Origin of the sequence: Pseudomonas sp. GR 6-02, assembly GCF_001655615.1 — a bacterium.
Classification (GTDB): Bacteria; Pseudomonadota; Gammaproteobacteria; order Pseudomonadales; family Pseudomonadaceae; genus Aquipseudomonas.
In genome coordinates, this window is the sequence record NZ_CP011567.1 from 5,139,606 (window position 1) to 5,152,586 (window position 12,981).

Consider the following 12,981-nt stretch of genomic DNA (forward strand, 5'->3'; position numbering starts at 1 on the left):
AAGCGATTGAACAGGAACAGATTTTACCGAGATTGAAGGTTGACAGCCCGGCGATCCTCTGTAGAATGCCGACACACAGACGCGGGATGGAGCAGTCTGGTAGCTCGTCGGGCTCATAACCCGAAGGTCGTCGGTTCAAATCCGGCTCCCGCAACCAAACATCGAAAAAGGCCACTCGAAAGAGTGGCCTTTTTTGTGCGTGCCTGTTTTATAAAAAATCAGCGTTTCATGCTTTACCGAGCAGAAACGAGAAATCCTTCTGATTCCGAAACTTAGCGTTCCTCGGCGACCGTTCAGCGCTGATTCTGGTTTATTTGACCCATACTTGGATTAACGGTTGACACTACGGCGTTCGCCTGTAGAATGCCGCCACACAGACGCGGGATGGAGCAGTCTGGTAGCTCGTCGGGCTCATAACCCGAAGGTCGTCGGTTCAAATCCGGCTCCCGCAACCAAACATCAAAAAAGGCTACTCGAAAGAGTGGCCTTTTTTGTATCTGTTGAAAAAGTCCTTTCGCAACAATGATCTGTCACTGTGCAGTGAGCCGTTCAGGGTCGCCAGACTGTGAGTTCAGACCTAGGCTGAACCGCAAGGAAAACCCTCGACGACTGGTGATGCGCCATCGCCGATACCCGGTGAGACGCGTTAATATTTGTGATTATTTTTTTCTACAGGGATTGGTAACTTGGCTGGATACCCCCATCCTGTCGCGCACAATCCAAGAGGTGATTGATGCGCGCCAACTCGTCTGATCCACAAGACACCGTCACAGCGACACAACCGATCAAAGCTGAGCGTCTGCGCTTGCTGGATCGAATCAGCAAATACCGTCAACCCATCGGTCTGGCGGTCACTTTGCTGCTGTTCGCCATCGCGCTGATTGCCTGTCGTCACCTGCTGAGCGAACTCGATCTGTACGCGCTGCACGACTCGATCCTGGAAGTGCCGAGACCGGCCTTGCTGGGAGCGTTAGGCGCGACCGTCGTCGGCTTCATCATTCTGCTGGGTTACGAATGGTCGGCCAGCCGTTATGCCGGCGTGACACTGGCGCCGCGAGTCGTGGCGCTGGGGGGCTTCACCGCCTTCGCCATCGGCAATGCCATCGGTCTGTCGCTGCTGTCGGGGGGCTCGGTTCGCTACCGTCTATATGCACGGCATGGCGTGGGGGCTTCGGAAGTCGCGCACATGACGCTGTTTGCCAGCCTCTCGCTCGGCTGCGCCCTCCCGCCCCTGGCCGCCCTCGCCACCCTCAGCAACCTGCCCGCCGCCTCGCTGGCCCTGGGTTTCTCCGAGACGTTGCTGGGTGCGATTGCAGGGGCCGTGCTGCTGCTCGCCACGGTACTGGCGATCGGTATCTACCGCCGTCGTTTGCCGGAACAGCCTTACCCGGACAACCTGCTGGTCAAGGTCGGCCGCCGCACCTTGCGCCTGCCGGGCCGCCGCCTGACCTTCCTGCAACTGGTCATCACCGCCCTGGACGTGGCCGCCGCCGCGACAGTGCTCTATCTGTTGCTGCCCGAAGCGCCACCCTTCGGTGCGTTCCTGCTGGTCTATCTATTGGCCCTGGCCGCTGGCGTGCTCAGCCATGTACCCGGCGGTGTCGGGGTGTTCGAAGCGATTTTGCTGGCGGCCTTCGCCGACAAGCTCGGTGCCGCGCCACTGGCTGCCGCCCTGCTGCTCTACCGCCTGATCTACGTGATCTTGCCGCTGCTGGTGGCTTGCGTACTGCTGCTGATCAATGAAGGCCAGCGCCTGTTTCAGACACGCCAGACGCTACGCGCCGCCTCAGGCCTGGCCGCGCCGATTCTGGCGGTGCTGGTGTTCCTGTCCGGCGTGGTGTTGCTGTTCTCTGGCGTAACGCCGGAGATCGATACGCGCCTTGAACACATCGGCTTTCTGATCCCGCATCGACTGGTCGACGCCTCGCACTTCGGCGCCAGCCTGGTGGGCGTGCTCTGCCTGCTGCTGGCTCAGGGCTTGCGTCGCCGCCTGTCGGCCGCGTGGATGCTGACCACCATTCTGTTGTTGGTCGGCGCCGTGCTCTCTCTGCTCAAAGGCTTCGATTGGGAAGAAGCCAGCCTGATGACCCTGACAGCAAGTTTGCTGGGGGTTTTCCGGCGTTCGTTCTACCGCCCCAGCCGCCTGACCGAGCTGCCGTTTTCGCCGCTGTATCTGGTGTCGAGTCTTTGCGTACTCGGCGCATCGATCTGGTTGCTGCTGTTCGCCTATCAGGACGTTCCGTACAGCCATCAACTCTGGTGGCAGTTCACCCTCGACGCCGACGCCCCGCGAGGCTTGCGCTCGTTGCTGGGTGCCGCGGTGCTGCTGGTGGTGGTATCCCTGACGTGGCTGCTGCGTACCGCGCGTCCGATAATCCACCTGCCAACCTCCGATGAACTGGAGCGCGCGGCTAATATCCTCATGGCCTCGTCCCAACCGGATGGCGGCCTGGCCCTGACCGGTGACAAGGCGCTGCTGTTCCACCCCAACGACGAGGCGTTCCTGATGTACGCCCGCCGTGGCCGCAGCCTGGTAGCGCTGTATGACCCGATCGGCCCGACCCAGCAACGGGCGGAAATGATCTGGCAGTTCCGTGACCTGTGCGATATCCACCACGCCCGCCCTGTGTTTTATCAAGTGCGTGCCGAGAACCTGCCGTACTACATGGACATCGGCCTGACTGCGATCAAGCTCGGCGAAGAAGCCCGGGTCGACCTCAAGCGTTTCGATCTCGAAGCCAAAGGCAAAGAGATGAAGGACCTGCGCTACACCTGGAACCGTGGCACCCGTGACGGCCTGTCGCTGGAGATCCATGAGCCGGGGCAAGCGCCGATGGACGAGCTCAAGGTGATTTCCGATGCCTGGCTGACCGGCAAGAATGTGCGCGAGAAAGGCTTCTCGCTTGGGCGTTTCAGCGATGACTACCTCAAGCACTTCCGTGTCGCGGTGATTCGTTTCGAAGGGCGCCCGGTGGCGTTCGCCAACCTGCTCGAGACCTACGGTCATGAACTGGCCAGCCTCGACCTGATGCGCGCACACCCCGACGCCCCTAAGCTGACCATGGAATTCATGATGGTCGGCCTGATTCAACATTATAAAAATCATGGATACGCGCGCTTCAGCCTGGGCATGGTGCCATTGTCGGGGTTGCAACCCCGGCGCGGCGCACCACTGACCCAGCGCTTGGGCTCGATGGTGTTCCGCCGTGGTGAGCAGCTGTATAACTTCCAAGGTTTGCGCCGCTTCAAAGACAAGTTCCAGCCTGACTGGGAACCCCGTTATATGGCCGTGCCCGCCGGACTCGATCCGCTGGTGGCCCTGGCCGACACTGCCGCCCTGATTGCGGGCGGCTTGACTGGATTGGTGAAACGCTGATGATTCAACGCTCCCTGCGGTACGTACTGGCCACACTGGTAGTGCTGGCCCTGATTGTCGGTAGCGGTTACTGGTACCTGAAACGCCCGGCACCCGAACCGACCCTCGAACTGCTGACGCCAGCCGATGGCGCCGCGATGACCCGCGTCATCCCCGGCACCACGCCGCGCGCGCAGGTGCTGGTGGCGGTCAATGAAGAGCAGAAGCTCAGCGATAAACAATTGATGACCCTGAGCCGCAGCGGCTCGGCGCAGATCGTCCAAGTGATCCTGCCCAAGGACTGCATTCAGCAAAGTCGCGCTCTGCAGGCAGGCCTCAGAGAGCTCAAAGGCCCGGCAACCCTGGTCAGCGGCATCGGCCCTGGCGCCGTGCTGGCGTGGCGCTGGCTGGCCGAGCAGAAGGACGACAAGGCCCAGGCCATTTCGGTTGACCTGGCCCTGGAAAAACCCGGTTGCACGCACCTGCTGCCAAAAAGCGCCGCCCACGGTCACTGGCTGGTGGCCTGGAACGACAACCCGGACGACACCAGCGCCGGCTTCGTGCGTGACCAGCCCAACGCCGAAACCAGCATCAGCGACTACGACATCAACCTGCCGCAAGTGCTGAACAACGAACTGCGCAAAACCCTCGTCGGTGGCGATAAAGCCGCTGGCGGCCTGCAGATTCCGGTGGTCGAAGTGCCAGCCGGCCAAGCCAAGGACACCGTGACCCTATTCCTCTCCGGCGACGGCGGCTGGCGCGACCTGGACCGCGACGTGGCCGGCGAGATGGCCAAGATCGGCTACCCGGTGGTCGGCATCGACACCCTGCGCTACTACTGGCAGCACAAGAGCCCGGAACAAAGCGCCCTGGACCTGACCGAACTGATGCAGCACTACCGGCAGAAATGGGGCACCAAGCGCTTCATCCTGACCGGCTACTCATTCGGCGCCGACGTTCTGCCAGCCATCTACAACCGTCTGCCGGAAGCCGAACAGCAGCGGGTCGACGCAATCATCCTGCTGGCCTTCGCCCGCACCGGCAGCTTCGAGATCGAAGTCGAAGGCTGGCTCGGCAACGCCGGCAAAGAAGCCGCCACCGGCCCGGAAATGGCCAAGCTGCCGCCGGCGAAAGTGGTGTGCATCTACGGTGAGGAAGAAGTCGACGAGAGCGGCTGCACCGACAAGACCGCCGTGGGCGAAGCGATGAAACTGCCTGGCGGCCATCACTTCGACGAGAACTACCCGGCGTTGGCGCAGCGATTGGTGGATGCCATCGTGAAGCGTCAAGCGAAGGAGACGGCGGCTCAGGAGTGATCTGAGTCCCCGGACACAAAAAAGCCCCCGACACCTTATGGTTGCGGGGGCTTTTTCATTAGCACGCAATTTAACCGCACCACAGGGGGCTGCGCTGAACTCAGATAAATGGGGACATGTTTAGTCTCGTTTACAGAAGGTGTCACAATATCGGATGACGCCCGCAGACCTTGTAGGCAAACTCCGAATCTTTCTTTTTGGGCACTTTGCCGTCTTGTTGCGTTTTTCTTCGACGGGATACTCTCGGACGTCGCTGACCATTCAGCGATCGGGCTTGGAAACCCGTCGGATACTAGCCGCAACAGCGCCCCTTCATGATTGCATGCGTTTTTTGTGATCATGAGTTATGGCAGCTGTGCGTGGGACGCCCTCGGGCGTGCCGGTTTCCTAGTTCCCGGTTTCCAACCTGCGTACAGCTGTCACCCATTCGCTTGGAAACGAATGAGTCAGCTCCTCAACTAGGATTTTTGACTATGACTAAAATTGATGTTTCCGCGATTTCAGAACTAAAAACCCTTGGCTTCACCCCTCTCATCTACTGCTCGGATCAGGCGTTGTTCAACGTCCGCGCCGGCGTCCCCATTGTTGATGCCTTGTCACAAGCCTCCGATCTGCTGTTCCTCGTCAGATCATTTACCGAGGATGCAGCCTACGCAAAAGACACCGACCGCCACGCCTGGGCCGCGCATTATTTGACGGCGATGAGTAAGGCGGTGATTGATGATGTGGTGAAGGTGCTGACCCCACGACCCGCCCGAACAAAGACCGAATCTGAAGAAGAATTGCCTGAAAGCAAGTAAAGGCACAGACACAAAAAAGCCCCCGCTACCTTCATGGCAACGGGGGCTTTTTCATGGGGGCTTACATCTCGACCTGGGTACCTAGTTCAATCACCCGGTTCAGCGGCAGATTGAAGAAACGCAGGTTGCCATTGGCGTTTTTCAGCATGAAGGCGAACAACGCCTCGCGCCAGCGGGCCATGCCTTCGAGCTTGGAGGCGATGACTGTCTCGCGGCTGAGGAAGTACGTGGTGCGCATCGGGCTGAAGTCCAGGTTATCGAGATGACACAGCTTCAGTGCTTGCGGCACGTCCGGCTCGTCGGTGAAACCGAAGTGCAGGATGACCCTGAAGAAGCCTTCGCCGTAAGAATCGACCTCGAAACGTCGTTGCGGCGGGACGCGCGGGATGTCTTCGTACACCACTGTCAGCAACACCACTTGCTCGTGCAGCACCTGGTTATGCAGCAGATTGTGCAACAGCGCGTGGGGCACGGCATCCGGGCGAGCGGTAAGGAACACAGCGGTGCCCTGGACCCGATGTGGCGGTTGCACACGGATACTGCTGATAAAGATCGGCAGCGGCAGCCCGCCTTCGTCCAGGCGATCCACCAGCAGTTGCTTGCCGCGTTTCCAGGTGGTCATCAGGACGAACAGTGCGATACCGGCGATCACCGGGAACGCGCCACCCTGAACGATTTTTGGCACGTTGGCGGCGAAGTACAGACCGTCCACCAACAGAAAGCCGAGCAACACCGGGACCGCAAGAACCGGTGGCCACTTCCACAGCAGCAGCATCACCGCCGACACCAGAATCGTGGTCATCAACATGGTCCCGGTCACCGCCACGCCGTAGGCCGAGGCCAGGGCGCCGGAGGACTCGAAGCCCAGTACCAGCAGGATCACGCCGACCATTAGCGCCCAGTTCACCGCGCCGATATAAATCTGCCCTTGTTCGGCACTGGAGGTGTGCTGAATGCGCATGCGCGGAATGTAGCCGAGCTGGATCGCCTGGCGGGTCAGGGAGAATGCACCGGAGATGACCGCTTGCGAGGCAATCACCGTGGCCATGGTCGACAACGCGACCAACGGGATCAGCGCCCAGCTTGGCGCCAGCAGATAGAACGGGTTGCGGGCCGCTTCCGGATCACCGAGCAGCAATGCGCCCTGACCGAAGTAGTTCAGCACCAGTGCGGGCAACACCAGGATGAACCAGGCCCGAGCGATCGGCTTGCGCCCGAAGTGGCCCATGTCCGCGTACAGCGCCTCGGCACCGGTCAACGCCAGCACCACGGCACCAAGAATCGTGATCCCCATGCCTGGATGGTCCATGAAGAAGCGTACGCCCCAGACCGGGTTTATCGCCTGCAACACTTCCGGGTGTTGGTTGATGCCGTACACGCCCAGCGCGCCGAGTACCAGAAACCAGGTGACCATGATCGGCCCGAACAGAATGCCGATCCGGGCCGTACCATGACGCTGGATCAGAAACAGCGCCACCAGCACGATCAACGACAGCGGCACCACCCAATGGTCGATGCCTTCGAAGGCCAGCCCCAGCCCTTCGATCGCCGAAAGAACGGAAATCGCCGGGGTGATCATGCTGTCGCCGTAGAACAGCGCCGTGCCGATCAGCCCGCAGACCACCAGCAGCGTGCGCAATTTTGCATGCCCCCCCGCCGCTCGTCGTGCCAGCGCGGTCAAGGCCATGATCCCGCCTTCGCCCTGGTTGTCGGCACGCAGCACGAACATCATGTATTTGATCGACACGACCCAGATCAGCGACCAGAAGATCAGCGCCAGAATGCCCAGCACGCCGTCATGGTTGACGGGCACGCCATAGCCACCGGAAAACACTTCTTTTAGGGTGTACAACGGGCTCGTGCCGATGTCGCCATAAACCACTCCGACCGCCGCAACCAGCATGCTGATCGGCTTCGCCGCCGAATGTCCGCCGGCTATCGCCTGACTACTTGCCTGCCCCATCCATCACTCCTACTACTCAGATCCGGGCTTCTTCAAAGAAGCACTATGATTTGTGGTGCAGCATGCACTGTTTTACTTGTTGTTACAGACGATTTATTGACTGTAAAAAATCGGTAAAGCGTAAAGGCGCGAAGCATAGCGCAGCACTCGTCGTATTTCCCTGCATAAAGCTGGTCAAGTGCGCCGCCCATCGTTAGAATTGCGCACTTTTTGACCAGAGGGTGCAACATAGCGCCCGTCTGTCGCCTTGCCGTCATCGGCTGGAGGCGTCACAAATACCGAGGTTAGACATGTCCACCACTCCTGCGCCGGCCAATCCAAAGGTTGGCTTCGTATCCCTGGGTTGCCCGAAAGCACTGGTCGACTCCGAGCGCATCCTTACCCAGCTGCGCATGGAAGGCTATGACGTTGTGTCCACTTATCAGGACGCCGACGTCGTGGTGGTCAATACCTGCGGCTTCATCGACTCGGCCAAGGCTGAGTCCCTGGAAGTGATCGGCGAAGCCATCAAGGAAAACGGCAAGGTCATCGTGACCGGCTGCATGGGCGTCGAAGAAGGCAATATCCGTAACGTGCACCCGAGTGTGCTGGCCGTGACCGGTCCGCAGCAGTACGAGCAAGTGGTCAACGCCGTGCACGACGTCGTGCCGCCGCGTCAGGATCACAACCCGCTGATCGACCTGGTGCCGCCGCAAGGGATCAAACTGACCCCGCGCCACTACGCCTACCTGAAGATTTCCGAAGGCTGCAACCACAGCTGCAGCTTCTGCATCATCCCGTCGATGCGCGGCAAACTGGTCAGCCGTCCGGTCGGTGATGTTCTTGACGAGGCCCAGCGCCTGGTCAAGTCCGGTGTCAAAGAGCTGTTGGTGATTTCCCAGGACACCAGCGCCTACGGCGTCGACGTGAAATACCGCACCGGTTTCTGGAACGGCGCGCCGGTGAAAACCCGCATGACCGAACTCTGCGAAGCCCTGAGCACCCTCGGCGTCTGGGTTCGCCTGCACTACGTTTATCCGTACCCGCACGTCGACGAGCTGATCCCGCTGATGGCCGCCGGGAAAATCCTGCCGTACCTGGACATCCCGTTCCAGCACGCCAGCCCGAAAGTCCTCAAAGCCATGAAACGCCCGGCTTTCGAAGACAAGACCCTGGCCCGCATCAAGAACTGGCGCGAAACCTGCCCGGACCTGATCATCCGTTCGACCTTCATCGTCGGCTTCCCCGGCGAAACCGAAGAAGACTTCCAGTACCTGTTGAACTGGCTGACCGAAGCCCAGCTGGACCGCGTCGGCTGCTTCCAGTACTCGCCGGTCGAAGGCGCACCGGCAAACGATCTGGACCTGGAGATCGTTCCGGACGACGTCAAGCAAGACCGCTGGGATCGCTTCATGGCGCACCAGCAGGCCATCAGCTCGGCACGCCTGCAAATGCGCATCGGCCGTGAGATCGAAGTGCTGGTGGACGAAGTCGACGAGCAAGGCGCGGTTGGCCGCTGCTTCTTCGATGCCCCGGAAATCGACGGCAACGTGTTCATCGACAATGGCAGCAACCTGAAGCCGGGCGACAAGGTCTGGTGCAAAGTGACCGACGCCGACGAATACGACCTGTGGGCTGAACAGATCTAAACGCAAAAAATACGAAAAGCCCTGCTCTCTTGACGAGATGCGGGGCTTTTTTACGTCTATCGTTTTGTGGGAGAAAAAACTCGCAGCCTTACAGGAACGGCTCTTAACAGAAGGAGCAAGCGGCCATGCGCCAACATTCGGTCATTTACACACCGAAACAGAGCGACTACGAAGAACTCACCCGCGTGTGGGAAGCCTCGGTGCGCGCTACCCATGACTTTCTGCCCGACAGCTACATCGAACTGCTGAAGAACCTGGTCCTGACCCGCTACCTCGACGCCGTCATGCTGATCTGCACCAAAGACTCGCGCCAGCGCATCACCGGGTTCGCCGGCGTGGCAGCGGGCAAGATCGAAATGCTGTTCATCGATCCGGATCACCGTGGCCAAGGCCTGGGCAAGCAATTACTGCGCTATGCCCTGGAACACCTGAACGCCGATGAGCTGGACGTCAACGAGCAGAACCCACAGGCCCTGGGTTTTTACTTCAAGCAGGGCTTCGAGGTAATTGGTCGTTCGGAGCATGACGGTATGGGCCAGCCTTACCCGTTGCTGCACATGCGTTTGCGCCAGGGCCAGCAACTGGCGCGCAATGGCTGACACACCATGGCGCCATGTGGGAACGGGCTTGCTCGCTCCCACATTAAAAACACATGAGGCAAATGGACCCGCGATTAACCGGCGCCAGGCAGGTACAATGCCCACCCCTTTTTTGTTACGGCCCTGTCATGACTGACCCGATTCGTCTCTCCAAACGCCTCATCGAACTCGTCGGCTGCTCCCGTCGGGAGGCTGAGCTGTTCATCGAGGGCGGCTGGGTCACCGTCGACGGTGAAGTCATCGACGAGCCGCAGTTCAAGGTCGACACCCAGAAAGTCGAGCTCGACCCAGAGGCCAAGGCCACTGCGCCGGAGCCGGTGACCATCCTGATGAACGTCCCGGCGGGCATGGACGCGGACAGCGCCATGGCGACCCTCAGCGCCGCGACCCTGAGCGAAGAACACCGCTACGGCAAACGTCCGCTCAAGGGTCACTTCCTGCGCCTGACCGCCAGCGCCGACCTGCAGGCCAACGCCAGCGGTCTGCTGGTGTTCACCCAGGACTGGAAGATTCTGCGCAAACTCACCGCCGATGCCAGCAAGATCGAGCAGGAATATGTGGTCGAGGTCGAAGGCGACATGGTGGCTCACGGCCTCAACCGCCTGAACCACGGCCTGACGTACAAGGGCAAGGAACTGCCGCCGGTCAAGGCCAGCTGGCAGAACGAAAACCGCCTGCGCTTTGCCATGAAAAACCCACAACCGGGCGTGATCGCCCTGTTCTGCCAGGCCGTCGGCCTCAAGGTCGTCGCCATCCGCCGCATCCGCATCGGCGGTGTGTCCATCGGCAAAGTGCCCGTGGGGCAATGGCGCTACCTGTCCGGCAAAGAGAAGTTCTAAGGCTTTTCCCGCCGCCATACATTCCGGCGCCGCAGCTTCATGCGGCGCCCACAGCGAAATATCAGGACTGCACACATGATTCATAACGACGTACTGCGCAGCGTGCGCTACATGCTCGACATCAGCGACAAGAAAGTCATCGAGATCATCAAGCTCGGCGGCATGGACGTCACTCTGGAAGACCTGGTGACATACCTCGACAAGAAAGAAGAAGACGAGGAAGGTTTCGTACGCTGCCCGGACGAAGTCATGGCGCATTTCCTCGATGGCCTGGTGATCTTCAAGCGTGGCAAGGACGAAAGCCGTCCGCCGCAGCCGATCGAAGTGCCGGTGACCAACAACATCATCCTGAAGAAGTTGCGCGTCGCCTTCGAACTGAAGGAAGACGACATGCACGCCATCCTCAAGGCCGCCGAGTTCCCGGTGTCCAAGCCTGAGCTGAGCGCGCTGTTCCGCAAGTTCGGCCACACTAACTACCGCCCGTGCGGCGATCAATTGCTGCGCAACTTCCTCAAGGGCCTGACCCTGCGCGTGCGCCCGCAGTAAATCGCGCCGCGCGCCCTGTAGGAGCCGGCTAGCTGGCGATGGCGATCTTGAGAACGCCATCGCCAGCAAGCCGGCTCCTACAAGCGCGGTCGCAGACCAATCTGTATAGATGTTCATTCCGCGCAAAAATAGTGGCTCCGCTTCCGGCGGCTGAAGACTAGGGTGTATTGACCCTCAGCTCTCAGGACTCGCCATGCATCCCTACTTCTCTCTGCAAGGCCGCACCGCTCTGGTGACCGGCGGCACCCGCGGTATCGGCAAAATGATCGCCAAGGCTTATGTCGAGGCCGGCGCCATCGTGTACGTGTGCGCCCGGGATGCCGAAGCCTGTCAGCAAACTGCCGATGAGCTGAGTGCCTTCGGGATTTGCCACGCCATGGCCGCCAACCTGGCGCATGAAGAAGGCGTTCAACAACTGGCCGCGCAATTGAGCGAACAGATCGGTCAGCTGGATATTCTGGTGAACAATGCCGGTACCACCTGGGGTGCGCCGCTGGAGAGTTACCCGGTCAAGGGCTGGGAAAAAGTCATGCAGCTCAACGTCACCTCAGTGTTCAACTGCATCCAGCAATTTCTACCGCTGCTGCGCAAGGCCGGTTCGGCGGCGAATCCGGCACGGATCATCAACATTGGCTCGGTGGCCGGGATTTCTTCCTTCGGCGAACAGGCGTATGCCTACGGCCCGAGCAAAGCCGCCCTGCATCAACTGTCGCGGATTCTGGCGCGAGAGTTGGTGAGCCAGCACATCAACGTCAACGTAATCGCACCGGGACGTTTCCCGAGCAAGATGACTCAGCACATCGGCAACGATGAGCAGGCGCTGGCCGAGGACACGGCGTTGATTCCGATGAAGCGCTGGGGCCGGGAGGAAGAAATGGCGGCGCTGGCGATCAGCCTGGCGAGTACGGCCGGGGCGTATATGACCGGGAATGTCATTCCTTTGGATGGCGGGTTTAGTCTCTAGATCGGCGGCGCGGCTATCGCGGGCAAGCCACGCTCCCACAGGTTTTATGCCGTACACAACATTTGCGTTCACTCGAGAACCTTGTGGGAGCGTGGCTTGCCCGCGATGACGGAGTAATAGGCAGCACCGATCTCGAGGCCGCTCGGGTTATCATGCCGCCCTAATCCCGGCCTCGACCCCAGACCATGACCTACAGCGTTTCCCCCATCGGCTTCGTGCGCTCCTGCTTCAAGGAGAAGTTCGCCATTCCGCGTCAACCGCAACTGGCCCCGGCCGCTCGGGGCGTACTGGAGCTGGTGGCGCCGTTTGATCAGGGTGATGCGGTGCAGGGGCTGGAGCAGGTCAGCCATGTGTGGCTGCTGTTCCTGTTCCATCAAGCGCTGGAAGAAAAGCCACGCCTCAAAGTCCGCCCGCCGCGCCTGGGCGGTAACAAATCCATGGGCGTGTTCGCCACCCGCGCAACGCATCGTCCTAATGGCATCGGCCAGTCGGTGGTCAAACTGGACAAGGTCGAAGCCAATCGACTGTGGATCTCCGGCATCGACTTGCTGGACGGCACGCCAGTTCTCGACATCAAACCTTACGTGCCCTACGCCGACATCATCGACACGGCGTCCAACGACATCGCCAGCGCCCCGCCGCTGCTGATTCCCGTGCAGTGGACGGACTCGGCCCTGCAACAGGCCCACGGCCACGCTCAGCGGCTTGGCGAACCTCTGGTCGAGTTGATCGAGCAATGCCTGGCACAAGACCCACGCCCGGCGTACCAGATTCCTACGCCTGAGCGCGAATACGGCGCGCAGTTCTGGGATCTGGATGTGCGCTGGCATTATCCTGAGACGGGCGTGATCCGCGTCCTGGAAGTCATTCCCGCAAAAGCCTGAACCCCGGAAACGAAAAAGCCCGCATGACCTTCTCAGGTCATGCGGGCTTTTCTGTGCACTACGCCATTGAATGTAGGAGCCGGCTTG

General features: G+C 60.3%; 10 protein-coding genes and 2 tRNA genes. 11 read left to right on the plus strand and 1 reads right to left on the minus strand.

From position 1 onward, the window contains the following. Nucleotides 1-80 precede the first annotated feature (80 nt). The 5 genes from PGR6_RS22610 to PGR6_RS22630 all read left to right on the plus strand — a co-directional run bounded on the left by PGR6_RS22610 (nucleotide 81) and on the right by PGR6_RS22630 (nucleotide 5,471). A tRNA-Met gene (locus PGR6_RS22610) sits at nucleotides 81-157 on the plus strand. A 221-nt stretch (nucleotides 158-378) separates the two neighbouring features. After that, a tRNA-Met gene (locus PGR6_RS22615) sits at nucleotides 379-455 on the plus strand. A 278-nt stretch (nucleotides 456-733) separates the two neighbouring features. Beyond that, nucleotides 734-3,376 (plus strand): bifunctional lysylphosphatidylglycerol flippase/synthetase MprF, encoded by a 2,643-nt coding sequence (gene mprF, locus PGR6_RS22620; RefSeq protein WP_018926943.1) that lies wholly within the window; start codon nucleotides 734-736, stop codon nucleotides 3,374-3,376. Beyond that, nucleotides 3,376-4,671, plus strand: coding sequence for a virulence factor family protein (locus PGR6_RS22625; protein ID WP_064619969.1), 1,296 nt, complete (start codon nucleotides 3,376-3,378; stop codon nucleotides 4,669-4,671). The genes mprF and PGR6_RS22625 overlap by 1 nt, the downstream gene beginning before the upstream one ends. A gap of 473 nt (nucleotides 4,672-5,144) precedes the next feature. Beyond that, complete coding sequence (locus PGR6_RS22630; RefSeq protein WP_064619972.1) at nucleotides 5,145-5,471, plus strand: DUF3077 domain-containing protein; 327 nt, start codon at nucleotides 5,145-5,147, stop codon at nucleotides 5,469-5,471. A 61-nt stretch (nucleotides 5,472-5,532) separates the two neighbouring features. On the opposite strand, the gene PGR6_RS22635 is transcribed toward PGR6_RS22630, so the two are convergent. Further along, nucleotides 5,533-7,434: a potassium transporter Kup gene (locus PGR6_RS22635; RefSeq protein ID WP_018926945.1), complete on the minus strand. Its 1,902-nt coding sequence runs from the start codon at nucleotides 7,432-7,434 to the stop codon at nucleotides 5,533-5,535. Nucleotides 7,435-7,724: 290 nt separating this feature from the next. On the opposite strand from PGR6_RS22635, the gene rimO reads away from it, so the two are divergent. The 6 genes from rimO to tsaA all read left to right on the plus strand — a co-directional run bounded on the left by rimO (nucleotide 7,725) and on the right by tsaA (nucleotide 12,894). Next, entirely contained in the window at nucleotides 7,725-9,062 is a 1,338-nt protein-coding gene (rimO, locus tag PGR6_RS22640) for a 30S ribosomal protein S12 methylthiotransferase RimO (RefSeq protein WP_064619974.1), read from the plus strand. 125 nt (nucleotides 9,063-9,187) lie between these two features. Next, entirely contained in the window at nucleotides 9,188-9,661 is a 474-nt protein-coding gene (locus tag PGR6_RS22645; protein WP_018926947.1) for a GNAT family N-acetyltransferase, read from the plus strand. Between the two features lie 128 nt (nucleotides 9,662-9,789). Continuing rightward, the gene (locus PGR6_RS22650) at nucleotides 9,790-10,500 is read left to right on the plus strand and encodes an rRNA pseudouridine synthase (protein ID WP_019647851.1); all 711 of its coding nucleotides are present in this window, start codon (nucleotides 9,790-9,792) and stop codon (nucleotides 10,498-10,500) included. Nucleotides 10,501-10,575: 75 nt separating this feature from the next. Beyond that, a complete protein-coding gene (locus PGR6_RS22655) occupies nucleotides 10,576-11,046 on the plus strand; it encodes a DUF1456 family protein (RefSeq protein WP_018926949.1) in 471 nt (156 codons plus the stop codon). 193 nt (nucleotides 11,047-11,239) lie between these two features. Continuing rightward, nucleotides 11,240-12,010 (plus strand): SDR family oxidoreductase, encoded by a 771-nt coding sequence (locus PGR6_RS22660; RefSeq protein WP_064619976.1) that lies wholly within the window; start codon nucleotides 11,240-11,242, stop codon nucleotides 12,008-12,010. Nucleotides 12,011-12,195: 185 nt separating this feature from the next. Beyond that, nucleotides 12,196-12,894, plus strand: a complete 699-nt coding sequence (tsaA, locus tag PGR6_RS22665; RefSeq protein WP_018926951.1) for a tRNA (N6-threonylcarbamoyladenosine(37)-N6)-methyltransferase TrmO — start codon at nucleotides 12,196-12,198, stop codon at nucleotides 12,892-12,894. Nucleotides 12,895-12,981 lie beyond the last annotated feature (87 nt).

What these genes read in the sequence shown, in the direction of transcription:
- mprF (WP_018926943.1), top strand. Translation starts at nt 734, where the DNA reads ATGCGCGCCAACTCGTCTGATCCACAAGACACCGTCACAGCGACACAA.
- PGR6_RS22625 (WP_064619969.1), top strand. Translation starts at nt 3,376, where the DNA reads ATGATTCAACGCTCCCTGCGGTACGTACTGGCCACACTGGTAGTGCTG.
- PGR6_RS22630 (WP_064619972.1), top strand. Translation starts at nt 5,145, where the DNA reads ATGACTAAAATTGATGTTTCCGCGATTTCAGAACTAAAAACCCTTGGC.
- PGR6_RS22635 (WP_018926945.1), bottom strand. Translation starts at nt 7,434, where the DNA reads ATGGGGCAGGCAAGTAGTCAGGCGATAGCCGGCGGACATTCGGCGGCG.
- rimO (WP_064619974.1), top strand. Translation starts at nt 7,725, where the DNA reads ATGTCCACCACTCCTGCGCCGGCCAATCCAAAGGTTGGCTTCGTATCC.
- PGR6_RS22645 (WP_018926947.1), top strand. Translation starts at nt 9,188, where the DNA reads ATGCGCCAACATTCGGTCATTTACACACCGAAACAGAGCGACTACGAA.
- PGR6_RS22650 (WP_019647851.1), top strand. Translation starts at nt 9,790, where the DNA reads ATGACTGACCCGATTCGTCTCTCCAAACGCCTCATCGAACTCGTCGGC.
- PGR6_RS22655 (WP_018926949.1), top strand. Translation starts at nt 10,576, where the DNA reads ATGATTCATAACGACGTACTGCGCAGCGTGCGCTACATGCTCGACATC.
- PGR6_RS22660 (WP_064619976.1), top strand. Translation starts at nt 11,240, where the DNA reads ATGCATCCCTACTTCTCTCTGCAAGGCCGCACCGCTCTGGTGACCGGC.
- tsaA (WP_018926951.1), top strand. Translation starts at nt 12,196, where the DNA reads ATGACCTACAGCGTTTCCCCCATCGGCTTCGTGCGCTCCTGCTTCAAG.